At 70.9% G+C, this 23,501-nt stretch carries 25 protein-coding genes and 1 riboswitch; of the genes, 11 read left to right on the top strand and 14 right to left on the bottom strand.

Annotation, left to right across the window (positions count from 1 at the left end):
* Positions 1–380 precede the first annotated feature (380 nt).
* The 4 genes from BN1701_RS10840 to BN1701_RS10855 all read left to right on the top strand — a co-directional run bounded on the left by BN1701_RS10840 (position 381) and on the right by BN1701_RS10855 (position 3,332).
* Complete coding sequence (locus BN1701_RS10840; RefSeq protein WP_054047952.1) at positions 381–668, top strand: hypothetical protein; 288 nt, start codon at positions 381–383, stop codon at positions 666–668.
* Positions 669–730: 62 nt separating this feature from the next.
* Complete coding sequence (locus BN1701_RS10845; RefSeq protein WP_172803228.1) at positions 731–1,450, top strand: response regulator transcription factor; 720 nt, start codon at positions 731–733, stop codon at positions 1,448–1,450.
* Positions 1,428–2,873 (top strand): cell wall metabolism sensor histidine kinase WalK, encoded by a 1,446-nt coding sequence (locus tag BN1701_RS10850; RefSeq protein WP_054047956.1) that lies wholly within the window; start codon positions 1,428–1,430, stop codon positions 2,871–2,873. Before BN1701_RS10845 ends, BN1701_RS10850 begins: the two co-directional genes overlap by 23 nt.
* Positions 2,874–2,996: 123 nt before the next feature.
* Positions 2,997–3,332 (top strand): STAS domain-containing protein, encoded by a 336-nt coding sequence (locus BN1701_RS10855; protein ID WP_054047958.1) that lies wholly within the window; start codon positions 2,997–2,999, stop codon positions 3,330–3,332.
* A gap of 5 nt (positions 3,333–3,337) precedes the next feature.
* On the opposite strand, the gene BN1701_RS10860 is transcribed toward BN1701_RS10855, so the two are convergent.
* The 4 genes from BN1701_RS10860 to BN1701_RS10875 all read right to left on the bottom strand — a co-directional run bounded on the left by BN1701_RS10860 (position 3,338) and on the right by BN1701_RS10875 (position 7,827).
* Positions 3,338–3,964: a phosphoribosyltransferase gene (locus BN1701_RS10860; RefSeq protein WP_054047960.1), complete on the bottom strand. Its 627-nt coding sequence runs from the start codon at positions 3,962–3,964 to the stop codon at positions 3,338–3,340.
* A gap of 75 nt (positions 3,965–4,039) precedes the next feature.
* Complete coding sequence (locus BN1701_RS10865) at positions 4,040–6,232, bottom strand: MMPL family transporter (RefSeq protein ID WP_054047962.1); 2,193 nt, start codon at positions 6,230–6,232, stop codon at positions 4,040–4,042.
* 106 nt (positions 6,233–6,338) lie between these two features.
* Positions 6,339–7,388 (bottom strand): NAD(+) diphosphatase, encoded by a 1,050-nt coding sequence (gene nudC / locus BN1701_RS10870; RefSeq protein WP_054047963.1) that lies wholly within the window; start codon positions 7,386–7,388, stop codon positions 6,339–6,341.
* A complete protein-coding gene (locus BN1701_RS10875; RefSeq protein WP_054047965.1) occupies positions 7,381–7,827 on the bottom strand; it encodes an Lrp/AsnC family transcriptional regulator in 447 nt (148 codons plus the stop codon). Before BN1701_RS10875 ends, nudC begins: the two co-directional genes overlap by 8 nt.
* A 101-nt stretch (positions 7,828–7,928) precedes the next feature.
* Here BN1701_RS10875 and BN1701_RS10880 point away from each other — a divergent pair, with 101 nt between their 5' ends.
* The 6 genes from BN1701_RS10880 (at position 7,929) to BN1701_RS10905 (ending at position 12,709) form a co-directional block, all read left to right on the top strand.
* Entirely contained in the window at positions 7,929–8,435 is a 507-nt protein-coding gene (locus tag BN1701_RS10880; RefSeq protein ID WP_054047967.1) for an XdhC family protein, read from the top strand.
* A 66-nt stretch (positions 8,436–8,501) separates the two neighbouring features.
* Entirely contained in the window at positions 8,502–9,257 is a 756-nt protein-coding gene (gene fabG / locus BN1701_RS10885) for a 3-oxoacyl-ACP reductase FabG (RefSeq protein WP_054047969.1), read from the top strand.
* Positions 9,258–9,349: 92 nt separating this feature from the next.
* Positions 9,350–9,817 (top strand): MaoC family dehydratase, encoded by a 468-nt coding sequence (locus BN1701_RS10890; RefSeq protein WP_054047971.1) that lies wholly within the window; start codon positions 9,350–9,352, stop codon positions 9,815–9,817.
* On the top strand, positions 9,814–10,983 hold the full coding sequence (locus tag BN1701_RS10895; protein WP_054047973.1) for an acyl-CoA dehydrogenase family protein: 1,170 nt from the start codon (positions 9,814–9,816) through the stop codon (positions 10,981–10,983). Before BN1701_RS10890 ends, BN1701_RS10895 begins: the two co-directional genes overlap by 4 nt.
* Before the next feature lie 65 nt (positions 10,984–11,048).
* On the top strand, positions 11,049–12,101 hold the full coding sequence (locus BN1701_RS10900) for an acyl-CoA dehydrogenase family protein (RefSeq protein WP_054047975.1): 1,053 nt from the start codon (positions 11,049–11,051) through the stop codon (positions 12,099–12,101).
* Complete coding sequence (locus BN1701_RS10905) at positions 12,098–12,709, top strand: TetR/AcrR family transcriptional regulator (RefSeq protein WP_054047976.1); 612 nt, start codon at positions 12,098–12,100, stop codon at positions 12,707–12,709. The genes BN1701_RS10900 and BN1701_RS10905 overlap by 4 nt, the downstream gene beginning before the upstream one ends.
* A gap of 14 nt (positions 12,710–12,723) precedes the next feature.
* On the opposite strand, the gene BN1701_RS10910 is transcribed toward BN1701_RS10905, so the two are convergent.
* From BN1701_RS10910 to BN1701_RS10955, 10 genes are all read right to left on the bottom strand, one after another.
* Positions 12,724–13,506 (bottom strand): DeoR/GlpR family DNA-binding transcription regulator, encoded by a 783-nt coding sequence (locus BN1701_RS10910; protein ID WP_054047978.1) that lies wholly within the window; start codon positions 13,504–13,506, stop codon positions 12,724–12,726.
* A 137-nt stretch (positions 13,507–13,643) separates the two neighbouring features.
* Positions 13,644–16,223: a bifunctional FO biosynthesis protein CofGH gene (locus tag BN1701_RS10915; protein ID WP_082859779.1), complete on the bottom strand. Its 2,580-nt coding sequence runs from the start codon at positions 16,221–16,223 to the stop codon at positions 13,644–13,646.
* A gap of 79 nt (positions 16,224–16,302) precedes the next feature.
* Positions 16,303–16,716, bottom strand: coding sequence for a DoxX family protein (locus BN1701_RS10920; protein ID WP_231949563.1), 414 nt, complete (start codon positions 16,714–16,716; stop codon positions 16,303–16,305).
* Between the two features lie 50 nt (positions 16,717–16,766).
* Positions 16,767–17,294 carry a DoxX family protein gene (locus BN1701_RS10925; protein ID WP_054047981.1) on the bottom strand — a complete coding sequence of 176 codons (528 nt, stop codon included), beginning with the start codon at positions 17,292–17,294 and terminating at the stop codon, positions 16,767–16,769.
* A 112-nt stretch (positions 17,295–17,406) separates the two neighbouring features.
* Positions 17,407–18,258 carry a dihydrodipicolinate synthase family protein gene (locus tag BN1701_RS10930; protein WP_054055770.1) on the bottom strand — a complete coding sequence of 284 codons (852 nt, stop codon included), beginning with the start codon at positions 18,256–18,258 and terminating at the stop codon, positions 17,407–17,409.
* A 73-nt stretch (positions 18,259–18,331) separates the two neighbouring features.
* Entirely contained in the window at positions 18,332–18,586 is a 255-nt protein-coding gene (locus tag BN1701_RS10935) for an amphi-Trp domain-containing protein (protein ID WP_231949564.1), read from the bottom strand.
* Entirely contained in the window at positions 18,543–19,775 is a 1,233-nt protein-coding gene (locus BN1701_RS10940) for an MFS transporter (protein ID WP_054047985.1), read from the bottom strand. The genes BN1701_RS10935 and BN1701_RS10940 overlap by 44 nt, the downstream gene beginning before the upstream one ends.
* Positions 19,775–20,173 (bottom strand): MAPEG family protein, encoded by a 399-nt coding sequence (locus BN1701_RS10945; RefSeq protein WP_054047987.1) that lies wholly within the window; start codon positions 20,171–20,173, stop codon positions 19,775–19,777. The genes BN1701_RS10940 and BN1701_RS10945 overlap by 1 nt, the downstream gene beginning before the upstream one ends.
* The gene (gene gshB / locus BN1701_RS10950; protein ID WP_054047989.1) at positions 20,170–21,141 is read right to left on the bottom strand and encodes a glutathione synthase; all 972 of its coding nucleotides are present in this window, start codon (positions 21,139–21,141) and stop codon (positions 20,170–20,172) included. Before gshB ends, BN1701_RS10945 begins: the two co-directional genes overlap by 4 nt.
* A complete protein-coding gene (locus tag BN1701_RS10955) occupies positions 21,138–22,220 on the bottom strand; it encodes a glutamate-cysteine ligase family protein (RefSeq protein WP_054047991.1) in 1,083 nt (360 codons plus the stop codon). The genes gshB and BN1701_RS10955 overlap by 4 nt, the downstream gene beginning before the upstream one ends.
* A gap of 172 nt (positions 22,221–22,392) precedes the next feature.
* Between BN1701_RS10955 and BN1701_RS10960 the strand changes: the two genes are divergently transcribed.
* Positions 22,393–23,340, top strand: a complete 948-nt coding sequence (locus BN1701_RS10960) for a S1C family serine protease (RefSeq protein ID WP_231949565.1) — start codon at positions 22,393–22,395, stop codon at positions 23,338–23,340.
* Between the two features lie 58 nt (positions 23,341–23,398).
* A riboswitch (guanidine-I (ykkC/yxkD leader) is annotated at positions 23,399–23,499 on the top strand.
* Positions 23,500–23,501 lie beyond the last annotated feature (2 nt).

Consider the following 23,501-nt stretch of genomic DNA (forward strand, 5'->3'; position numbering starts at 1 on the left):
CGGGTCAGTCCTGGAATTGGGCTGGTCGCGGTGGCTTGGGTTGCGATGGGCCAAGCTAGAGCTGGACTGGGGGGCGTGCGTTGGGCCGGTGCTGAGACAAAGTGAGAACTGCCAGGGCCGGAACGTCGGCATGGCCTGATCTCGCCGGACGGGCAAGGGCGTGTCCTGTGGATCGCGGATAGCGCCCGCCATGATCCACAGGACATGCCCTAGACCTGGGACCGGTTGGGTTCCGGCTAGGACACGCCCGGACCGAGTTCGGGCCAGGCCGGGCTGGATCAAGGCCAGTAGGCCAGGCCGAGGCCCCCTGGCGATTGTCACTCCCACCCCGGGCCGCTATCTTGATATCGGATAACGACTACCGCATATCTGGAGCGCACATGGACGCGGGCGACGTGGGCAGGCTGATGTTCGGCAGGCCGAGCAGGCTGCGGCTCGCGCTGTGGATTCACTTGCATGCGGGGCCTCGGTTCTATCAGTCCGAGCCGCCGAAGACTGTGATCGCGCAGAGTGCGACTGGGATCGAGCTGACGCGGTTGGTGGATCTCGGCATGCTCACCGAGCATCGGGAGCCTGCCAATCGGCGGGTGTACTACGAGCGCACGCGGAGTCCGCTTTGGTCGATCATCGTGGCGGCGGCGAAGGTCGTGGATCCCGTCGACAAGTGACGCACAGGGAGCCCACAGGTTCGCCACAGCCGGGTGTCATGAGGCGGGCGCATCATGGACCCATGCATCGGCCTGAACTTCGGCGACCGGATGGGACGCCGGTCCGGGTGCTCGTCGTCGATGACGAGCCGACCCTGGCGGAATTGGTGACCCTCGCGCTGCGGTATGAGGGTTGGGACGCCCGCAGTGCGCTTGATGGGGCGACGGCGGTGCGGGTGGCGCGGGAGTTCCGGCCGGACGCCGTGGTGTTGGACGTCATGCTGCCTGACTTCGACGGGCTTGAGGTGCTGCGCAAACTGCGTGCCGAGACCGACACGCTTCCGGTCCTCTTCCTCACCGCCAAGGACTCCGTTGAGGACCGAATCGCCGGGCTGACCGCAGGCGGTGACGACTACGTGACCAAGCCGTTCAGCATCGAGGAGGTCGTTCTCCGCCTGCGTGCGCTCATGCGGCGGACTGGGGTCACCGAGGCGACCGCCGGGGCGAGTCTCGTCGTCGGCGATCTCACGCTCGATGAGGACACGCGCGAGGTCTTCCGCGGTGGGGACGAGATCAGCCTGACGGCCACCGAGTTCGAGTTGCTCCGCTTCCTCATGCGCAATCCGCGCCGGGTCCTGAGCAAAACACAGATACTCGACCGGGTGTGGAACTACGACTTCGGCGGCCAAGCCAACATCGTCGAGCTCTACATCTCCTACCTGCGCAAGAAGGTCGACGCGGGCCGGGAACCGATGATCCACACGATGCGGGGCGCGGGATATGTTCTCAAACCGGCGCGCTAAGACGCTGCGGACGCGGTTGATCGCCGAGCAAGTCGTGTTGCTCGCGATGGTCTGTCTGGTCATCGGCGTGGTAACTCTTGTTGTGCTGCGCGGATTCCTGGTCGACCAGTTGGACCGCCAATTGAGCGAAGCCAGTGACCGCGCGACCGGGCGGCAGGGACCGCCGCGTGGCGAGCCTCCGCTCGGTCGGGGCCAGGGCCCCATACCTGGGCAGGGCCCCGGAACCCTCAACGCGTGGATCAACGACGGCCAGGTCTCAGACACGCGGCTGCAGACCGTCCGGGGCGTCGAGGAGGAGATCCCCGAACGCTTCCATTCGATCCTGACCAATCTCCCTATCGGCTCGAAATATGACCGCGACCTGGGCGGTCTGGGGACGTATCGCCTGGTGGCGACCCAGACGCAAGGCCCCGCGGACGTGATCATCACCGGTCTGCCGATGGAACAGGTGAACGACACCCTGTGGACCGTCGGCCTCGTCCTCGGCGCCGTCTCGTTGGTCGGGTTGACCATCACCGGCGCGGCAGGCGTGGTCATCGTCCGCCGCACGCTGCGGCCGCTCGACCGGATGGCGGCCACCGCGCGCCGGGTCGCCGAGTTGCCGCTCGACCGCGGTGAGGTGGCGCTGTCGGAGCGGGTGCCGGAGGCCGACACCGACCCGGACACCGAGGTCGGCCAGGTGGGGTCGGCGCTCAACAAGATGCTCGGGCACGTGTCCGACGCGCTGGAGGCCCGCCATGCCAGTGAGACCCGGGTTCGGCAGTTCGTCGCCGACGCGAGCCATGAGCTGCGCACCCCGCTGGCCGCGATCCGCGGCTACGCCGAGCTGGTGCGCAGGCAGCCAGACGAGGTGCCGCCGCCGATCTCGCACGCGCTGTCGCGAGTGGAGTCCGAGGCGGGCCGGATGACCACGCTGGTCGAGGACCTGCTGCTGTTGGCCAGGCTCGACTCGGGCAGGCCGCTGCTCACCGAACCGGTCGACCTGTCCCGCCTGGTGGTCGACGCGGTCAGCGACGCGCGCGTCGCGGGCCCGGGTCACCAGTGGCGGCTGGATCTGCCCAGCGACCCGGTAGTGGTCACAGGTGACGAACAGCGGCTGCACCAGGTCGTGGCGAACCTGCTGGCCAACGGCCGCACCCACACACCCCCGGGCACGACGGTCACCACCGGACTGGCGCGCGCCGACGGCCACGTCGAGCTGACGGTCACCGACGACGGTCCCGGCATCCCCGCCGACCTGCGCCCGGAGATCTTCGAGCGGTTCGCCCGCGGCGACGGCTCCCGGTCGCGGTCGGCGGGCGGGACGGGCCTCGGTCTGGCCATCGTCTCGGCGGTCCTGCACGCCCACGACGGCACGGTGACGGTGCTCAGCGAACCGGGGCGGACGCGATTCACGGTGTTGTTACCAGCGGTCCCCGCCTGAGGGACTTTTGACCTGGGACACCCGAGCGGGGCACGCGTAGGCTGCCCTCCACCGAGATCCGGAATCCACTGGGAGGGCAGGCCGTGCGAGTGGCTGACCGGCCAATCGCCGCTCTTCGAGGCGGTGGCCACGATCGCTGACCTGAACCCGGTGCCGGAGTCGGACTCCCCAGTCGGCATACCGCGGCAGGGCGCACGCATCTCGGGACACGCGGACCTGACGAACCGGCCGGACTTCGAGGAGTTCCTGGTCGCGCTGTGCCGCCAAGCCGAGGGCGACGTCCACCTCGACCTCGCCGAACTGGACTTCATCGACATCTCGGGCGTGATCACCCTGGTCCGGGTCGCCGGGTCGCTGACCGACGGCAGGCACCTGGTGCTGCACAACCCTCCCCCGGCCATGCGGCGCATCCTCGACCTGCTCGGCCCCACCGCCGACCAGGGTGTCCTGGTCGACTAGCAGCATTAGCGGCCGAGGATCGCGCGCACCTCGGCGTCGTCGACCTGGGTGAAGTTCTCGTACCAGTAGCCCACCGCGTAGAACCGCCGCGGCGTCAGCGGACACACCACCTCGTCGACGATCAGCCGCAGGTCGGCCACCACGTCGGCGGGGGCCACCGGGGCCGCGACGACCACCCGGCCCGCTCCCATCCGCCGGACGACGCGCACGGCGGCCACCAGCGTCGCCCCGGTGGCGACGCCGTCGTCGACCAGGATCACGGTTCGGCCGATGAGGTCCGGTGGGGGCCCGCCCCCGCGCAAGGACTCCACGCGACGGAGAATCTCGGCGCGTTCCTTGGCCGCGGTGTGGGCGACATCGGCCCAGGTCAGGTCCAGTTCGCGCAGCACCCGCTCGGACCGGATGGTCACGTCGCCCTCCCCCACCGCGCCGACGGCCAGTTCGGGATGGCCCGGTGCGCCGACTTTGCGCACCAGCACCACGTCGACCTCGGCGCCCAGCCGGGCGGCGACCTCGGCGGCGACCGGGACGCCGCCGCGCGGGAGGCCGAGGACGATCGGCTTTTCCTCGCTCAGGTGGGTCAGGCTGCCCGCGAGGACCCGACCCGCCTCGACCCGGTCGGCGAAACGCATGGGTCCAGTGTGCGCCGGGGCGACGCGGACCGCCCCCGAACCCAGTGGGTCCGGGGGCGGCTGGTTGGCCAGGGATCAGCCGACCGGGTCGAGCTGCCGCACGGGCAGCGGCGCGGTCTCGGGCTCCTCGCGGCCCCGCAGGAACTTCGGCGTCCACCAGTTGCTGTCACCGAGCACGGCCATCAGCGACGGCAGGACCACCGCGCGGATGAGGGTCGCGTCGATGAGGATCGCGGTGGCGAGGCCGACACCCATCTGCTTCATGTCGATGGTGCTCAGCGTGCCGAAGATGGAGAACACACCGATCATGACCGCCGCGGCGCTGGTGACCACGCCCGCCGAGGTCGTGATGCCGTGGGACACCGCCGATCGCGTGTCCATGCCCTTCTGCCTGGCCTCGCGGATGCGGCTGACCACGAACACGTGGTAGTCCATCGACAGTCCGAAGAGGACGACGAACAGGATCAGCGGCAGCCACGCGACGATGCCGCCGGTGGAGGTGAAGCCGAGCAGGTCCTCCGCCCACTTGTTCTGGAACACCAGCACAAGCACGCCATAGGCGGCACCGGCGGAGAGCGCGTTGAGGAAGATCGCCGACGCGGCGATCACGGGCGAGCGGAACGTCCACAGCATCACCAGGAACGTCAGCAGCAGGACGATCGAGATCACCCACGGCAGCGACTCGGTCATGTTGTCGACGAAGTCCTTGTTGCCCGCGGTCTCACCGCTGACGGCGAACTCGGCGCCCGCTACCGTGCCGACCGTGCCGGGCAGCGCGTTGGTGCGCAACCAGTCGAGCGACTTGGCCGCGCCCTCACTGGTGCCCCGATCCGGAATGCCCGCGCGGATCAGGAAGATCCGCTTGTCCTCGGACCGCGTGACCTTGGGCGCGCTGTCGCCTGCGAACGCGGGGTTGGCCTGGATGCGCTTGACCAGGTCGTCGACCGCGGCCTCGGTCTTGGCGACACCGTCGCCGGGCGCGCGCACACCAATGGCGTGCACCGCGCCGGTGCTCGGGAACGCCGCGGTCATCCGGTCGTAGGACTGCATGATCGGGATGCTGCGCGGCAGGTCCGCGTCCGACGGCGAGTTCAGGTTCATCCCGAACGCGGGGATGGACAGGGCGACCAGCGCGCCACCGGCGACGACGAGCGCGATGCCCGGCTTGCGCAGCGACGGCTTGAGCAGGGCCTTCCAGAAGCGGGGCTCACCGCCGGAGCGGGCCGACAGGCGCCATACGAACGGCACGCGGGGGCGGTCGATCCAGCGGCCGAGCTTGGCCAGCATCGCGGGCAGCACGGTGATGGAGCCGATGACCGCGGCCATCACGACCAGGATCGAGCCGATGGCCATCGAGGAGAACGTGACGTCGTTGGCGACGAACATGCCCGCCATGGCGACCACCACGGCGATGCCGGAGACCACGATCGCGTGCCCGGAGGTCGCCGCGGCGATCTCCACCGCGTCGATGTGGCTGGCGCCGCGGGCGCGTTCCTCACGTTCTCGGCGGATGTAGAACAAGGAGTAGTCGACGCCGACGGCCATGCCGATCAGCAGGATCATGCTGGAGGTGTTCTCCGTGCCGGGCACCAGCTGCGACACCAGAGCCGACAGGCCGATCGCGGCGCCCACCGCGGACATGGCGAGCAGCACCGGCACACCGGCGGCGATGACCGCGCCGAAGGCGAGGAGCATGATGATCAGGGTGACCGGGATGCTGATCAGTTCGGCCTTCTGGAAGTCCTCCCCCAAGGTCTCCGAGACGGCTTTGTTCAGCGATTCACCGCCGACCTGCTCGATGCGCAGGTCCGGGTGCGCCGACTGGATCGACGCGGTCAGGTCGAGCAGTGGCTGCAGCCGGTCGCCCGCGGTGTCGCGGTCGCCGGTGATCTCCACGTTGACCAGCACCGCTTCGCCCTTCGGCGACGGCATGGGCTCGCTGACCGTCCCCGTGTCGGACAGCGCGTCCATCTTGGTGCGGACCGTGTTGGCCACGTCGAGCGCGACCTTCTGGTCCAGCGCGCCGGAGCGCGCGGTGATCAAGACGTTCTCGGACGCCGGGCGGTCGAACTTGGCGTCGTCGATCATCTTCTGGTAGACGGCCATCTCGCCGGTCGGGTTGTCGTCGAAGTCGGCGGTCTTGGTGCCGACCGCCGAGCCTAAGCCGATGCACAGGGCCACGAAGACGACCCAGGCACCGATGGCCCGCCACGGATGTTCGGCGCTCCACCTCGCGATGCGCACTGTCACCATCGGTTTAGCTGACATTTTGGGTTCCCCCCACACAGGTTCCGTTCAGGTTGAACGAAGACTGCCAGTGGGCGGCTGCCTGCGAATCAGGATTCGTCCCCGATCTTGGACCCCGGCACGTCCCCTAAGGGTCAGCCCCCGCGAGCCAGCGATCCACTAGGTACCGCTCGATCGAGTCGCCGCGATGAGTCCCCGCGGCGACGTGTTCCTGTTGCAGCGCAATGACTTCCGCCCGGGTGAACCACCGAGCCTCGGTGAGTTCCTCACGGTCGACGGAGATGTCGGGGGAAGTCGCCACGGCGCGGAATCCGAGCATCAGCCCGGCCGGGAACGGCCACGCCTGTGACGCGCGATACACGACGTCGCCGACCGCGACGCCCGCTTCCTCGGCGACCTCCCGCCGAACCGCGTCTTCGAGGCTCTCGCCGATCTCGACAAATCCGGCAAGCGTGGAGAAGGCGTTCGGGGCGGCGCCCCGGTGGCGGCCGAGCAGGCAGCGGTCACCGAATTCGACCAGGACGATGACAGCGGGTTCGATACGCGGGAACAGCAGCTTGCCGCACCCTTCGCAGGTCCGCAGATGCCCACCTTGACTCGCCGCCGCGGCCGAACCGCAGGCACCGCAGAACCGCTGGTTGCGATTCCAGTGCAGCAACCCGCGCGCGTAGGCCAGACACGCCGCTTCGTCCGGATCGAGCCCCGACACCAGCCGCCGAACGTCGACCACCGAGTCGGCCCCCGCGAACCGCAGCGCCGCCTGTTCATCCATTTCGGACAGATCCAGCGCGAAGACCCCAGCCTCCCCGCGAATCCCCAGAAACACCGCCCGACCCCAGACGTCACCGACGACCGGCCCGTCGACGTCCACAGCGACCTCGTCGCCATCCCCCAAACCGGCGAACACCCCCGCGCAGCCCCCACCCTGTCCCGGGGGGACGGCCCTTGGCCAGTCTATCGGAGTGGGGTGACGGTTGATCTTGCTTTCGGGGTGCCTGTGGACAATCTCGGCGCCGGTCCACAGGGGACGGCCGCCACTGGCGAGGACCTGGTCTCTCCAGTATGGGATCACCGTGGAGTCGGGGTGGGCCAGCAGGTCGGCCAGCCACGACGCGTCGGCGCGGTTGGCGCCTGCGCGGTCCAAGGTCAAGCCGGTGTAGGGGAGCTGATCAGACATCGACGGCGACCGGGCGTTCGAAGAAAGTCTCCAGGACCACGATGGTCTGGGTTCCGGTGACGCCCTTGATGGCGAAGATGTCCTTGAGGGCGCGTTGCAGGTCGGCGGTCGTCGACGCGCGGACCTTGGCCAGCAGGGACGCGCCGCCCGCGATGATGTGGGCCTCCTCGACCCAGGGCAGGGCTTCCAGCGCCGAGCCCGTGTCCGGGTCGCCCATCCAGGTCGCGGCCTCGACCATGACGTAGGCCAGTACGCCCTTGCCGACGGCGACCGGGTCGACGTCGATGGTCGTTCGGCGGATGACGCCGCGCTCGCGGAGTTTGCGGACGCGCTCGTGGGCGGCGGCGCCGGACAGGCCGACTTCCTGACCAAGGGCGGCGTACGGTGTGGTCGCGTCCTGTTGCAGCCGGGCGATCAGCGCTCGGTCAATCTCGTCCATGTCTTCCCAACTATTGACTAACGTCATCATGCCATATCGCCGATCAGTCGAATGACATTCGCCCGTCCGCGCGAGTGCTCCGTAAGGTGGAGACTGCGGGCATGGGCACACCCGATTCCTGCGACGTCGCGCACGGCGTCGTCAGCGCCGAGACCGGGACGCGCACCCTGGTCGCGGTCTTCGCCACCGCCGTGGCCGACCATCTCCTGCGTTACGGCGCCGACCTCGGCTATCACACGATCCTGCTTGAGCCGGAACGCGCGCGCGTCGGCCATCCGGGGGCGAAGGTGATCACACATCCGCCCGCCGACCTCGGGGACAGCACCGACGTCGTCGTCACCGACCATCACCGCGCCGAGCTCGGGCCGGTCCTGCGCGACGTGCTCAACGCCCGGCCGCGATGGGTCGGCGTGATGGGCAACCCGCGACACGCCGCGCCGCACATCGCCGCCCTGCGCGGGCTCGGGGTCGACGAGGCGCTGATCGAGTCGGTGCGTCGCCCGATCGGGTTGAACATCGGGTCGCGCACGCCCGCCGAGATCGCGATCGCGACGCTGGCCGGGCTGATCGCCGACCGGAACGGCAAGCCGGGCGGCTTCGAGTTCTAGACACCCCGATCTCCGGGCGGGTACCTTGCTAAGCGCTTGCTTAGTCATCGAGAGACCGGAGGACCCGTGTCCCAGCCCCGCACCGCCATCGTCACCGGCGCCGCCCGCGGCATCGGCGCCGCCGTGGCCAAGCGACTCGCCCGCGACGGGTTCAAGGTCGCCGTCATCGACCTCGACGAGGCCAGTTGCGCGGACACGGTCGACGCGATCGAGGCCGAGGGCGGCACGGCCATGGCCGTCGGCGCCGACGTCAGCAAGTCAGACCAGGTCGACGCCGCCGTGGCCAAGGTCGCCGAGGCGCTGGGCGCGCCGACCGTCCTGGTCAACAACGCGGGCATCCTGCGCGACAACCTGATCTTCAAGATGACCGACGACGACTGGGACGCGGTCATGAACGTGCACCTGCGCGGCTCGTTCCTGATGACCCGCGCGGTCCAGCGCCACCAGACCGAGCAGCGCTACGGCCGGATCGTGAACCTGTCCAGCACGTCGGCACTGGGCAATCGCGGCCAGGCCAACTACGCCACCGCGAAGGCGGGCCTGCAGGGCTTCACCAAGACGCTGGCGATCGAGCTGGGCAAGTTCGGTGTCACCGCCAACGCCATCGCGCCCGGGTTCATCGAGACCGAGATGACCGCGGCGACCGCCGCCCGGATGGGCGTGTCGTTCGAGGACTTCAAGACCGGCGCCGCGGCGATGATCCCGGTCGGCCGGATCGGCAACCCGGACGACATCGCGGCGACGGCGTCGTTCCTGGTGAGCGAGGAGGCCGGGTTCGTCTCCGGCCAGGTGATCTACGTCGCGGGCGGGCCGAAGGACTGACATGAAGGTGGACGGGAATCGCTCAACCGGCTTACCGAGCAGCCGCCATCTTCCAGCCCGTGGACTCGGCGCGGCAGACGGGAGCTACTGACATGCGGACCTTCGACGGCATCGACTCGCTGGCCGCCGCCCTCGGCGAGCACCTCGGCTACAGCGACTGGTTCGAGATCACCCAAGAGCGGGTCCAGCTCTTCGCCGACGCCACCGGCGACCACCAGTGGATCCACCTCGACACCGAGCGGGCCGCGGCGGGCCCGTTCGGTGGCACCGTCGCGCACGGCTACCTGACCCTCTCGCTGCTGCCCATGCTCGGCCGCGAGGTCTACGAGTTCCGCGGGTTCGCCATGGGTGTCAACTACGGGCTCAACAAGGTGCGTTTTCCCAGCGCCGTGCGAGTCGGCGCCCGAGTCCGGCTGGGCGCCCAACTGGTGTCGGTGGCGCCCGTCGCGCTGGGCGTGCACGCCGTGATCGCCTACACGATCGAGATCGGGGACGAAACGAAGCCCGGCTGCGTGGCCGAGGCCGTCGTCCTGCTCGTCCCCGCGAAGGAGTCCGCGTGACCGACATCCGCGACCGGGTCGCCACGCTGCTGGCCGACCACGACCCGGCCACCACCGACCGGCTGGAGTTCCTGCGCGCCCGCTTCGATGCCGGCCTGGCGTGGGTCCACTACCCCGAGGGCCTTGGCGGACTCGGCGCGACGCGCACCGAGCAGCAGACCGTCGAGGCCCTGCTGACGGAGGCGGGTGCGCCCGACAACGATCCCCGGCGCATCGGCATCGGCCTGGGCATGGCGGCGCCGACGATCCTCGCGTTCGGCTCCGACGAGCTGAAGCGGCGCCTCCTTCGTCCACTGTGGACAGGCGAGGAGGTCTGGTGCCAGCTGTTCAGCGAGCCGGGCGCGGGCTCCGACCTGGCCGCGCTGGGCACCCGCGCGCGCCGCGACGGTGCCGACTGGCTGGTCACCGGGCAGAAGGTGTGGACGTCGAGCGCGCACACCGCGCGCTGGGCGATCCTGGTGACCCGGACCGATCCGGACGTGCCCAAGCACGCGGGCATGACCTACTTCGTCTGTGACATGACCGATCCCGGCGTCGAGGTGCGGCCACTGCGCCAGATCACCGGCGAGGCCGAGTTCAACGAGGTCTTCCTCACCGACGTCCGCATCCCCGACGCGCACCGGCTCGGCGACGTCGGCGACGGGTGGCGGGTCGCGCAGACGACGCTGATGAACGAGCGCGTGGCCATCGGCGGCAGGCCGATCCCGCGTGCGGGCGGGATGATCGGCGTCGTCGCCGACACCTGGCGGGCCAACCCGGACCGCCGCACACCCGAGGCACACGACCGGCTGCTGAAGCTGTGGGTGGAGTCGGAGGCGCTGCGGCTGGCGGGCATCCGGCTGCGGCAGCAGTTGACCAGCGGCTCCCCCGGCCCCGAGGGCTCCGCGATGAAGCTGGCCTTCGCCCGGCTCGCCCAGGAATTGTCCGGCCTGGAGTTGGAGATCGCGGGCGACGGCCTGCGCTATGACGACTGGACACTGCGCCGTCCCGACAAGGTCGACTTCACCGGCCGCGACGCCGGCTACCGCTACCTGCGCGCCAAGGGGAATTCCATCGAGGGCGGCACCTCGGAGATCTTGCGCAACATCATCGCCGAGCGCGTACTCGGCCTGCCCTCGGAGCCAAGGGTCGACAAGGACGTCGCGTGGAAGGATCTCCCGCGGTGAGCGAGCCTGCGAGTGAACCCATTGACACAGTGGAGGGAACAGTGACGGCACCCACCTTCCGGGGGATGGACCTCGACCCAAACCTGCTTTCCACCGACGTCGAAGAGTCCCTGCGCGCGGGTGTTCGGGAACTGCTGGCGGACAAGTCCGACCCGGCCACAGTGCTGAGCAGGATCGAGGCCGACCCGTACGACCGCGGCCTGTGGAAGACCCTGGCCGACCTCGGCGCGACCTCGCTGCCGGTCCCGGAAGACCTGGGCGGGCAGGGCGCGGGCTGGCGTGAGGCCGCCGTGGTCGCCGAAGAACTCGGCCGTTCAGTGACACCCGCACCGTTTCTCAGCAGTGCCGTGCTGGCGACCGCCGCGCTGCTCGAACTCGACGACGACAATGCCCGGGCCGCGCTGGGCCGGATCGCGTCCGGCGAATCGGTCATCGTGCTCGCCGTTCCGCTGTCTTCGTTCACCGTGGCGATCGATGGGCCGCTCGCCGGAATCGTGCGGTCGGTGGCTGACGCGGGAGTCGCCGACCAGTTCCTCGTGCCCGCCGACGGTGCCCTGTACCTGGTCGACGCCGCCGAGGTCGCGCCGGTCGTGTCGCTTGACCTGACCCGGCCTGTCGGCGACGTGACGTTCGACGGCACCGGGACCCGGCTGTCCGGTGACGCACGGTCTGCTGTGGACAGTGCGCTGCGGGCAGGGGCTGCGATGCTGGCCGCCGAGCAGGTCGGGATCGCAGACTGGTGCCTGACCACGACGGTCGCGTACCTCAAGCAGCGCTACCAGTTCGGCCGCCAGGTGGGTGGCTTCCAGGCGATCAAGCACCGTCTCGCCGATCTCTGGCAGTCGATCGCGCTGGCCCGCGCCGCGGCCCTCAACGCGGCTGACGCGCTCGCCACCGGCCAGGATGTCGCGGTGGCCGTCGCGGTGGCGCAGTCGCTGTGCTCGACGGTGGCGGTGAAGGCGGCCGAGGAGGCTGTGCAGCTGCACGGCGGGATCGGCATGACGTGGGAGCACCCGGTGCACCTGTTCCTCAAGCGCGCCAAGGCAGACGAACTGGCACTCGGCACCCCGGGCAGACACCGGGCAGCCCTCGCGGCGCTGGTGGATCTTCCAGGATGACGAATGACATTGTCGCTGATCAGTTTCCGGCGGTGACCGCCGCGGCGGCGCGTCGGCTGATGGCCGCCGCGGTGGACTCGTTCAGCGAACGCGGCTACCACGCCACGACGACCCGCGACATCGCCACCGCGGCCGGGATGAGCCCGGCCGCGCTGTATGTCCACTTCCCGTCGAAGGCCGCGGTGCTGGCCGCGATCAGCCGCAACGGGCACGAGCAGGCGCTGGCCCTGGTCGAGTCCGCCGCGTCCGGGCCGGGCGACCCGCCCGCGCGGATGCGGGTCCTGGTGACCGAGATGGCCGCCTGGCACGCGACCCGGCACCAGATCGCCCGGATCGTGCAGTACGAGATCAACGCCCTGCCCGACGCCGACTACGCCACGGTCGCCGACCTGCGGCTGCGGACCGAGCGGGTCGTGCGCGCGCTGATCGCCGAGGGAGTCGCCGACGAGCACTTCGACTGCGACGCGCGTACCGCGGCCAGGGCGGTGCTGTCGCTGTGCGTCGACATCGCCCGCTGGTACACGGCGGGCAGCACCCCGAAACCCGCCGAACTGGGCCGCCGCTACGCCGACCTGGTGATCTCGATGCTCGGCGGCTCCAGGCCCTAGACGATCTAGACGATCTAGACGATCTGGACTTCCACGCCCTCGGCCTCGAACGCCGCCACGACCTCGGGCGGGGCCGTCTCGTCGGTGATGAGCACGTTCAGCTTCGAGGTCGGGCAGATCTGGGCGAAGGCGTGCTTGCCGAGCTTGGAGCCGTCGGCGACGCACACGACCTGGCGGGCGCGCTCGGTCATCAGCCGGTTGATGCTGGCCTCGCCCTCGTGGTGGGCGTAGGCGCCGCGGCCGGGGTCGACCGCGTCGACCCCCAGGAACACCACGTCCAGGGTGACCTCGCCGAGGATCCGGGTGGCCAGCGGGCCGCTGAGCTCGAAGGACTGCGGGCGAGCCACTCCCCCGGTGACCACGATCTTCACGTGCGGCCGCACCGCGAGCTCGTTGGCGATGTTCAGCGCGTTGGTGACCACGGTGACGCCCGGCTCGTCGGACTGGGCGAAGTCGGGGCGGATCGCCAGCGCGCGGCCGATCTCGGTGGTCGTGGTGCCGCCGTTGAGGCCGACCACGGCGCCGCGGGCGACCATAGCCGCGGCCGCCTTGCCGATGCGTTCCTTCTCGGAGGCGTGGCGGGCGGTCTTGTAGCGCAGGGGCAGGTCGTAGGCCACGTTGTTGGCCACGGCGCCGCCGCGGGTCCGCGTGAGCAGCTGCTGCTCGGCCAAATGGTCGAGGTCGCGCCGGATCGTCGCGGCGGACACCGCCAGATCCCGCGCCAGATCCTCGACGTCGACCTTGCCGCTCTGCCCGAGCAGGTCGAGCAGCGCGCTGAGTCTCTCGTACCGGTCCACTGCCAACCTCCGCGTTCGCACCGCCATCCGATCATGGGCGGCGGTGCAAAGTATCGCCTTGTGAGACCGTATTCAACGATCGCCGCGTCCGCTCGCTCGAAGATTTCGCGCAACGCCGATGTTTGTGACACACATCGCTACGTTCCCAGCAACGGGAGCGATCGGGGAGTCCAGACGCCGTCGTGCGCGCGGCCGGTCTCCAGCCGCTCGGCGGGCACCGCGCCGTATGTCGTGGTGCGCTGCCGCGCGGGGCGGCCCGCCGCGGTCGCCAGTGCCTCCAGGCCCGCGATCGTCTTGTAGCTGCCGTTGTCGCTGCCCGCCATCCGGCTGATGGTCTCCTCCATCAGGGTGCCGCCGAGATCGTTGACGCCGCCGCGCAGCACTTCGACAACGCCGTCGTCGCCGAGTTTGACCCAGCTGGTCTGGATGTTCTTGATCCGGCCGTGCAGCAGGATCCTGGACAGCGCGTGCACGGCCCGGTTCTCCAGCCGGGTGGGACCGGGCCGGGCGATCCCGGCGAGGTAGAGCGGCGCGTTGGTGTGCACGAACGGCAGCAGGACGAACTCGGTGAACCCGCCGGTCCGCTGCTGGATCTCGCCGATCAGCTTGAGGTGGGCCACCCAGTGCGCGGAGGTGTCGACGTGGCCGTACATCATCGTCGAGGTGGTCGGGATGCCCAGTTCGTGGGCGGTGGTGACGACCTCGATCCAGGTGGCGGTGGGCAGCTTGCCCTTGGTCAGCACCCAGCGGACCTCGTCGTCGAGGATCTCCGCCGCGGTGCCGGGCAGCGAGTCGACGCCTGCCTCGCGCGCGGCCACCAGCCAGTCGCGGATCGACAGGTCGGTGCGGCTGGCCCCGTTGACGACCTCCATCGGCGAGAACGCGTGCACGTGCAGGCCGGGGGCGCGCCGCTTGACCTCGGCGGCGATGTCGAAGTACGCGGTGCCGGGCAGGTCGGGGTGGATGCCGCCCTGCATGCAGACCTCGGTGGCGCCGACCGACCACGCCTGCTCGGCGCGCTGGCCGACCTGGTCGAGGGACAGCGTGTAGGCGTCGGCGTCGGTGCGCCGCTGGGCGAAGGCGCAGAACCGGCAGCCGGTGTAGCAGACGTTGGTGAAGTTGATGTTGCGGGTGACGACGTAGGTCACCTCGTCGCCGACGGCGTCGCGGCGTAGTCCGTCGGCCAGTTCGGCGAGCGCCTCGATCTCGGCGCCCCGCTGGGCCGAGAGCAGGACCAGGGCGTCGTCGGTCGATGTCTCGGCGGGTGACTTCTCCGCGTGGCGCAGCGCGGCGCGGAACTCGGGGCGGAGCTGCCCGGTGCCCACGGGCAGCGCGCTGGGCTGGGTGACCTGGCCGCGCAGTTCCTCCCAGTCGCCGTAGACCGAGTCGAAGTCGTCGCGGCGGTCGCCCGTGCGGCCCTCGGTGTCGATCGCGGTGTGCAGGTCGGTGCGGCCGGACGCGGTGAGCGCCACCTCGGGCTCCTGCCAGGGGCGGCCGACCAGCGCCGCGCCCTCGACGGCCAGACCGGTCGCCGGATCGGCCAGCGCGGCCACGTGGGCGCCGAGACGCGGGTCGAGCCAGGGTTCGCCGCGGTGGATGTACTCGGGGTAGATGGTCAGCCGCTCAGCTAAGCGGAAGCCCGCCTCGGCCGTCTGGGCCGCGAGAGTGTCGATCTGCGGCCACGGGCGCTCGGGGTTGACGTGGTCGGGCGTCAGCGGCGACACGCCGCCCCAGTCGTCGATGCCCGCGCGCAGCAGCAGGCCGTACTCGCCGCCGATCAGGTTCGGCGGGGCCTGGATGCGCGTCTTGGGTCCCAGCACGACCCGCGCGACGGCGACCGTGGCCGCCAGCTCGTCGGCCTCGGCGTCGGGCATGCCGCGCATCGCGGTGTCGGGCTTGGCCCGGAAGTTCTGGATGATGACTTCCTGGACGCCGCCGTAGCGCCGGGCGACCCCGCGGATTGCGAACAGCGACTCGACGCGTTCGGCCAGGGTCTCGCCGATGCCGATCAAGATCCCGGTGGTGAACGGGACGGCCGAGCGGCCCGCGTCCTCCAGCACCCGCAGCCGGACGGCGGGTTCCTTGTCGGGCGAGCCGTAGTGCGGCCCGCCCGGCTCCGACCACAGCCGAGTCGCGGTGGTCTCCAGCATCATGCCCATCGACGGCGCCACGGGCTTGAGCCGCTGCAGGTCGGTCCAGCTCAGCACGCCCGGGTTGAGGTGCGGCAGCAGGCCGGTCTCCTCCAGGACCCGGATCGCCATGGCGCGGACGTAGGACAGGGTGTCGGGGTAACCGGCGGCCTCGAGCCACTCGGCCGCGGCGGGCCAGCGGTCCTCCGGCCGGTCGCCGAGGGTGAACAGCGCTTCCTTGCAACCCATCTCGGCACCGGCGCGGGCGATGTCGAGGACCTCGTCCGGGCTGAGGAAGGGCGCGGGCAGCCGGTGCGGGACGGTGGCGAAGGTGCAGTAGTGGCAGCGGTCGCGGCAGAGCCTGGTCAGCGGGATGAAGACCTTGCGCGAATACGTGATCACCCCTGGCCGACCCGCCGCGGCCAGCCCCGCGTCGCGCTGCCGGGAGGCGGTGGCGAACAGGTCGTCGAGGTGCTCGCCGCGGGCGTGCAGCAGCACCTCGGCCTCGACCTGGTCGATCGCGACGCCGTCGCGGGCACGGCGCAGGGCGCGGCGCAACGCGGAGTCGGTCGGGACGACGGGGGTCACGGACACCTCCAGTGAGTGGATTCGTCCAACCTAACTTCTGTGTCGGACGAAATCCTGGCTCACGGTTGCGTGAGACAGCTCACCGCTGGCGTTCGGCCGCCGTGATGGCCAGCAGCAGCCCGCCGAGCAGGCCGAGGTTCTTGGCGAAGTGGACCTGCTCCTGCTTGGCGACCGCGGCGTCCTTCTCCGCCCAGAAGCGGTGGGCGCCGAGGGTGGTGGGGACCAGGCTCGCGAACAGCAGCAGCGCGGAGGCCTTGGGAAAGCGGCCCAGCGCGAGGGCGGCACCAGCGCCGACCTTCACCGCGCCGTCGAGCCGGACCAGGGTGTGCGAGTCGCCCGGCAGCCGGTCGAGCAGCGCCTTGGCCTGCTCGGCGTGGGCGGCCGGGTCACGCAGCGACTCCAGGCCACCCCCGATGAAGATGGCGGCGAGCATGGGTCGGGCGAGCCTGCGCAGCATCATCGCGTCCTTCCGTCCTGATTCGGAACCGATCATGGACGGCGCGGTACGCGGACGCCTCGACGCGCGGTGGTGCCCGGCTGGAGTCAGCCGGGCAACGCGTCGGCGAGCGCCTTGCGGGCCTTCTTGGGCGCCTCGGCCACCGTCTCCCCCGCGTCGCGGGCCCAGTCGCCGACGTCGTGAGCGGCGTGTCGGGCCCGCCAGCCCAGGGAGGGCTTGCCCTCGGTGTCGACCGCGGCCAGCAGGAGCCCGCCGAGCAGGCCGAGGTTCTTGAGGAAGTGGGCCTGCTGGTGCTTGCGCTGGCCCGGGTCCTTCTCCTCCCAGAACCGGTGCTGGGCCAGGGTCGTCGGCACGAGGCTGCCCGACAGCGCCAACGCCGACAGGCGGGGGAACTTGCCGAGCGCCAGCAACACGCCTGCGCCCACCTTGATGACGCCGTCGATCTTCACCAGCGTCACCGGGTCGGTGGGGACCTGCTCGGGCAGCTTGCCCGCCACGCTGTCGATCAGCGGTTTCGCCGCTTCGGCGTGGGCCTCGGGCGCCCGCAGCGCGTCGATGCCGCCGGTGATGAAGATGCCCGCGAGCAGGGGCCTGGCCAACCTGCGCAAGATCATCTGACTCGTCCTCTCACTTCGAGGTCCGCGACCAGTTCGCGCACGTACCACAGCTCACCGCATCCGGCCTCGATCCGCTCGTCGCGCCGACGGTTACACCCCGACCAGCGCGTCACACGGTCGGGACCGCCGTGGCGGGCAGCAGCGGCAGCCGCACGTTCGGGGTGGCGATCCGCCCGTGGGCGTGCAGAACGGCCTTGATGACGACGGGGTTCGGCTCGGCGAACAGCTTCGCCGAGAGGTCGGCGAGGTCGTGCCCGAGCGCCCGGGCCCGGTCGGCCTCGCCCTTGCGCCAGGCGGTCGCCAGCTCGACGAAGTCGGCCGTGCGGAGGTGCGCGGAGGCCAGGATCCCGCCCGCGGCACCCAGGGCCAGCAGCGGCGAGACGAGGACGTCGTCGCCCGCCATCACGGCGAAGCCGGGTGGGCGCCTGCCCAGGATGGCGACGGTGGCCGGATCAACGGCGCCGACACTGTGCTTGGTCCCGATCACCCTGGGCAGGTCCGCGATGCGCAGGACCGTCTCGGCCGACAGCGACAGGGCGGTTCGGTAGGGCACGTTGTAGACGATCAGGGGAACCGGGCTGGCCTCGGCGAGCACGCGGAAGTGCTCGACGACGCCCGCCTCCGAGGGGCGGGTGAACGGCGGGACGAGGGTCATCGCGGCGGTGATCTCGGGGCGGGTCAGCGCCGCGAGGTCGCGGACGGAGGCCGCGGTCGCGCTGCCGCCCGCGCCGACGACCAGAGGCACATGCAGCTCCCGAGCGACCGACGCGCAGACCTCGACCACGGTGGCCCGCTCCCCCGCGTCCAGCGCCGACACCTCCGCGGTGGTTCCCAGCGCGACCAGGCCCGAGGCACCGTCGGCGATGACCTGGTGGGCCAATCCGGCCAGGGCGTCGACGTCGACGTGGTCATCGGCGGTGAAGGGCGTGATCAGGGGGACGAAGATGCCTGCGAGTTCCATGCCGACGAGACTGGTGCCCGGGCGGCCCGGGCACCAGTTCACGTTGCTTCACAGGCTGGTTAGCGAAAGGCGATCAGACGACGGCGTCGTCGTCCTCGTCGTCGTCGGCCTCTTCGAGGTCCCACTTCAGCTGGAACTCGATCTCCTCCGAGCCGTCGCCGCGCTCGTGCTCGATGGAGAACTGGGCGCGCACCGGCACCCGGATGCGCTCACCCGCGATCTGGATGCGGAACGAGGTCTCCGACTCCAGCGCGTCGGCGAGGCGGCGGAGCTTCGCGACGACCTCAGTGGTGGAGTAGATCCGTTCGATGTCCCTTGTCTCGCCCACGTGCCCTCCGAGTTCGATCAGTGCTGCCGTCATTCAATCGGGTGAGGGCGACCAGGCAGGCGGCGGCTCCCAGGACGAACGGCGCGCGCGGGTCGACCAGGTCGGCCAGTGTCGCGGCGACCGGTCCGCCGAGCGCCGTTCCACCCAGCAGGACCGCGGAGAACAGCGCCATCACGCGACCGGTCATCGACGGCGCCGCGGTCTGCAGTGTCGCTATCGCCGAGGCGAGGAACAGCGACCAGGCCAGCCCGATGCCCGCGATGCCCAGCAGGGCGACGGGAATGCCGGGCGATGCGGCGGTGATCGCCGAACACAGGGCCATGAGCTGAATCGACCTCGCCAGCGTCCGAGGTCCGGGGTTTCCGTGCACAGCCGCGGACAGGGCACCGACGAGGCTCCCTGCGGTCATCGCGGTGAACGCCGTGCCGACGAGACCCGCGCCGCCACCCAACTCGACCCGGATCAAGATCGGAACCGACACCTGGATGGTGAACGCGAACGTCGCGACGACCCCGAGCGCCAGCATCGCGGCCCGCAGCGGCGGCGTGCGCCAGACGTACCGCAGGCCGTCGCGGATCTGGCCTGGGGCCCGCTTGACCCTGGGCGACGCGGCGGTGCGGATGGTCAGCAGGAGCGCGATGTCGAACAGGAACGACAGCGCGTTGACGGCGAAGGTGGCGCCGACGCCCACGGTGGTGATCATGACCGCGCCGACGGCGGTGCCCGCGGTCATGCCGAGGAGCATGACGGTGCCCGCCAGGGCCGAGGCGCCCGCCGCCAGGTCCGGCGGGACGAGCATCGGCACCAGTGCCCGCCGGGCCGGGGTGTCGAGCGCGTTCACCACACCCCAGACCGTGGCGAGCAGGTAGATCAGCGGGAGGGTCAGCGAGTGCGTGGCTGAAGCGACGGCGAAGCACAGGGCTACCAGACCGAGGCCCGCCTCGGCGAGGATCAGCAGGTGCCGCCGGTCGTGCCGGTCGACCACCGCGCCGCACCACGGTCCGAAGAGGACACTCGGCAGGAACTGGCAGGCCACCATCCAGCCGAGCGCGCGCGGGTCGAGGTCGACCACCACCCAGGCCAGCGCGACGACCTGCGCCCAGGAGCAGGTGACCGACGGAAGCTGGCCCGCGACATAGCGGCGGAAGGCTCGGGTACGCAGCGCGCGGACGGCCGGATGGCGTGCCATCAGAACAAACTCACGGCCGCGGCGATGGCCAGGGCCACGCCGAAGATGTAGGTGGCCGCGGCGCCGCCGAAGCGGTACTTGGTCTCGACGTTGAGGCTGCCCGCGCTGAGCATCCCGTAGGCGTGCGCCAGCCGGGCGAGCGTCGCGCCGATGATCAGCGGGATCGCCACGAAGTCCGGGCTTCTTGCGCCGACGAGCAGGAACAGCACGATGAGCGTGGGCACGTACTCGGAGGCGTTGCCGTGCGCCCGGATCGCGACGTACAGCTTGTCGTCAGGGTCGGTCGTGTACTGGCTGCCCCCGGCCTTGTGCGTCTGGCCGCGCCGGATGGACACGTTGAGCCCGAGGATGAACACCGCGGATGCCAGGATCGCGGTGCAGATGATTGCGGTGGTCATGCTGATCTCCGTTCTTCGCGCGTGTCGAGCACGCTGTCGATCAAGTCGGCGCAGAGGGTCCAGCCGAGCAGTGCGTCGGCCTTGCGCAGCGCCCCTACGCTGGTGAGGTTGACTTCGATGAGGTGTGGGCCGATGACGTCCAGGCCCGCGGTGTGGATGCCGTTGGCCAGCAGGGTCGGCGCCAGGCGGGCGCAGATCTCGCGGTCGCGGGCGGTGACCGGGGCCCGCGCGGACGGGTGGCCGATGCGGAAGTCGCCGTCGGCCGGGAATCGGTAGACCGCGCCGACCGGCTCTCCCGCGACGACGAACAGCCGTTTGTTGCCGGAACCGACCTCGGGCAGGAACTTCTGCACCACGACGGCGCGCGCGCCCAACTCGGTCGACAGTTCGATGAGTGAGGGCAGGTTCGGGTCGCCCTCGTCGAGCCGCAGGACGCCCCGGCCGGAGAACCCGTCGACCGGTTTGACGACCGCGGGTCCGTGCTCGGCGAGGAACGCCCGGATGGTGCCCGCGTCGGCGGTGACCGCGGTGGGCGGGATCAGGTCGGGGAACCGCAGCGGCAGCAGGTGTTCGCTGCACGCCCGGATCCCGCGCGGATCGTTGACCATGGCGGTCCGCGCCGGGTCCACCAGGTCGAGGATGAGCGTGGCGGCGGTGTAGGTCTGATCGATGGGCGGCTCTGTGCGGATGAACACCGCGGCCGTCTCGTCGAGCCAGATCCGCCGCGACGCGACGACGGTGAACCACGGGTCCGGCACGGTCCAGCGAACTCCGCCTGCCGGCGCGCATGGGGTGAGCCGCACCCGGCGGGCCGTCGCGCGGGCGCGGGCGTCGACGGCTTCGAGATGCCTGGTCTCGGTGACCCACACCTCGGCGCCGCGGTCCTGCGCCGCGTGCATGAGCCCGACCGTGCTGTCGATGCCCGCGTCGAGCGACTCCAGCGGGTCGGCGACGAACGCGATCCTCATGACACGCCTCCGGGATGCTGCCCGACCTGGCCGCGCACAAACAGACCTACCTCGCGGTGTTCGAGCGGTTCGAGGGCATGGCGAATCGGCACTGTCTGTCGCGAGTGGACAATGGAGAGCAGGGCGGCCGATTCGGGCGAATACCCTGCCGCGGCCTCGCTCCAGGCCCGCCACTGGTCGGCGACGCGCGGCAGCAGCAAGTCGAGCGCGTCCCGCCGAGCCCGCGCGTCGGTCAGCAGGGTCACCACGGCCGCGACCGCGGCGCCGATCCGGTCGACCGGCTGGGCGTCGAGGTAGCGGACCTCCAGGTAGCCGCCGCGCGGCCGGACCGGCGGAAACAGGGTGGACAGGTGGTAGACCGGGTCGGCGGTCTCGGGGATCGACAGCCGGGGCGCGGCCGCGGCGAAGGCGGCGTAGGCGCCAACGGGGTCGGCGGGGTCGAGGTGGCGGCCGTCGTAGCCGGTCCGGCGCGGGTCGACGCCCTGCCAGATCCGGGTGCGCGCGTTGTCGATCCCCGACGGCAGACCGTCCAGCGACGGCGAGTTCGCGAACACCGCGGTGAGCGGCGGACCGGCCAGGTTGGCGACCAGCCACTGCTCGCGCCCCGCGCCGCCCGGCAGCAGGTCGACGGCGACCTGCAGCGACGCGGTGAGGCGCATCATCCGCCTGCCGTCCGGCCCAACCTCGTCGAACGCCCGCTGCATCGCGAGATACCGCGGCGACGGTGTGCGCAGCGGGACGTCGTCGCAGCCGTGATACGGGTTGGTGCCGACCGACTCCAGTCGCGCGCCGACTCGCGCGGCGATCGCCGACGCGCGATCCACCAGCCCGCGCAGGTCCCGCACGAGTGTGTCGACCGAGGGTCGGGGCGCGGGGCTGAGTTCGAGTTGGCCGCCCGGCTCGAAGGTCGGCACCGCCACGCGGACGAAGTCGGCGTCGAACCAGGCGGAGAGGACGGCGGGGTCGACCGGGCGCGGGTCGGGGGTGTCGGTGACCGCGATCAGCTCGACCTCGGCCCCGACCCGCCCTGGGCACCTGGCCGGGGAGAACAGTCGCTCGACCGCTTCGTTCAGCTTCATGCGAGCACCGTCCCTCGACCACGCGGCGGCGACATCCGTGGTGGTACGCGGTCGCGGTACTGAATCCCCGGCGTTTCCGCTCAGGGTGAACTGGGCGCGAGATCACCACGCGCGGGCGCACACTGGTGAGGTGAAATGATGTAATCGCGCCGGGCCCGAGGTGGTGGTCGACGTGTCGGAAGACCTCGAACCGGGCTTGCCCACCGAGGCCGAGGCCCTCGACGCCTACTCCCGGACGGTCAGCGCGGTCGCCGCCACCGTGACCCAGAGGGTCGCCGCGGTCCGGCTGGGCCAGGGCAGCGGATCAGCCGTCATCTTCGACGACTCGTCGAACCTCATCACGAACGCGCACGTCGTCGGCTCGGCCGGGTCGGGCACGGTCACCTTCGCCGACGGCGCCGAGTCCCGGTTCGTCGTCGTCGGCCGCGACGCCCTCTCCGACCTCGCGGTCCTGCAGGTCGACGGCGACACTCCCCCGCCCGCCGCCTTCGGCGACGCCGACCGGCTCGTCGTCGGCCAACTCGTCGTGGCGGTCGGCAATCCCCTTGGCCTCGCGGGCTCGGTGACCGCGGGCGTGGTGAGCGCGCTCGGCCGGGCGCTGCCGGTGCGGCAGGGACGCACGGGCCGGGTGATCGAGAACGTGATCCAGACCGACGCGGCCCTCAACCCCGGCAACTCCGGCGGCGCCCTGGCCGACTCAGCGGCCCGCGTGGTCGGGATCAACACCGCCGTGGCCGGGTTCGGGCTCGGCCTGGCGGTCCCGGTGAACGCGACCACCCTGCGGATCATCCACACCCTGCTCGCCGACGGGCGCGTCCGCCGCGCCTACCTGGGGGTGGTGGGCGTCCCGGCGCCGCTGCCCGACGACGTCGCCGACCGCACCGGCCAGCGCGCGGGCCTGCGGGTGGTGGAAGTGGTCGCCGGTGGCCCGGCCGCCCGCGCGGGCCTGCGGGCGGGCGACCTCGTCCTCACCGTCGGGCGGGTCCAAGTGCGTGACGCCCAGGGCATCCAGCGTCAGCTGTTCGGTGAGGCCATCGGCCTGGATCTGCCGATCACGGTTCTGCGCAACGGCGCGATGGTCGACGTCTACGCGGTCCCGTCCGAACTGTCGGCGGAGTGATCGGATCTCGTTGCGCGCGGTGGTCCCGTCTGGTTGTCTGGCACGGACCCGCACGCACGCGGGGCGCGTCTAGGGTTCCGTCGGATTCTCCGGGGCTGGTCCGAGAGACGCAGGCAAGGCGGCTGCCTTGTTCCACGGCGGGATAAAAGCCCGGGAGGCCA

Source organism: Alloactinosynnema sp. L-07 (assembly GCF_900070365.1).
Lineage (GTDB): Bacteria > Actinomycetota > Actinomycetes > Mycobacteriales > Pseudonocardiaceae > Actinokineospora.

Coding starts and splice junctions, on each gene's coding strand:
- BN1701_RS10860 (WP_054047960.1), bottom strand. CDS start 3,964: ATGCGTTTCGCCGACCGGGTCGAGGCGGGTCGGGTCCTCGCGGGCAGC.
- BN1701_RS10905 (WP_054047976.1), top strand. CDS start 12,098: ATGACGAATGACATTGTCGCTGATCAGTTTCCGGCGGTGACCGCCGCG.
- BN1701_RS10845 (WP_172803228.1), top strand. CDS start 731: ATGCATCGGCCTGAACTTCGGCGACCGGATGGGACGCCGGTCCGGGTG.
- BN1701_RS10930 (WP_054055770.1), bottom strand. CDS start 18,258: ATGGAACTCGCAGGCATCTTCGTCCCCCTGATCACGCCCTTCACCGCC.
- BN1701_RS10900 (WP_054047975.1), top strand. CDS start 11,049: ATGGACCTCGACCCAAACCTGCTTTCCACCGACGTCGAAGAGTCCCTG.
- nudC (WP_054047963.1), bottom strand. CDS start 7,388: ATGTCTGATCAGCTCCCCTACACCGGCTTGACCTTGGACCGCGCAGGC.
- BN1701_RS10875 (WP_054047965.1), bottom strand. CDS start 7,827: ATGGACGAGATTGACCGAGCGCTGATCGCCCGGCTGCAACAGGACGCG.
- gshB (WP_054047989.1), bottom strand. CDS start 21,141: ATGAGGATCGCGTTCGTCGCCGACCCGCTGGAGTCGCTCGACGCGGGC.
- BN1701_RS10880 (WP_054047967.1), top strand. CDS start 7,929: ATGGGCACACCCGATTCCTGCGACGTCGCGCACGGCGTCGTCAGCGCC.
- BN1701_RS10940 (WP_054047985.1), bottom strand. CDS start 19,775: ATGGCACGCCATCCGGCCGTCCGCGCGCTGCGTACCCGAGCCTTCCGC.
- BN1701_RS10840 (WP_054047952.1), top strand. CDS start 381: ATGGACGCGGGCGACGTGGGCAGGCTGATGTTCGGCAGGCCGAGCAGG.
- BN1701_RS10865 (WP_054047962.1), bottom strand. CDS start 6,232: ATGTCAGCTAAACCGATGGTGACAGTGCGCATCGCGAGGTGGAGCGCC.
- BN1701_RS10890 (WP_054047971.1), top strand. CDS start 9,350: ATGCGGACCTTCGACGGCATCGACTCGCTGGCCGCCGCCCTCGGCGAG.
- BN1701_RS10925 (WP_054047981.1), bottom strand. CDS start 17,294: ATGATCTTGCGCAGGTTGGCCAGGCCCCTGCTCGCGGGCATCTTCATC.
- BN1701_RS10945 (WP_054047987.1), bottom strand. CDS start 20,173: ATGACCACCGCAATCATCTGCACCGCGATCCTGGCATCCGCGGTGTTC.
- BN1701_RS10850 (WP_054047956.1), top strand. CDS start 1,428: ATGTTCTCAAACCGGCGCGCTAAGACGCTGCGGACGCGGTTGATCGCC.
- BN1701_RS10955 (WP_054047991.1), bottom strand. CDS start 22,220: ATGAAGCTGAACGAAGCGGTCGAGCGACTGTTCTCCCCGGCCAGGTGC.
- BN1701_RS10920 (WP_231949563.1), bottom strand. CDS start 16,716: ATGATCGGTTCCGAATCAGGACGGAAGGACGCGATGATGCTGCGCAGG.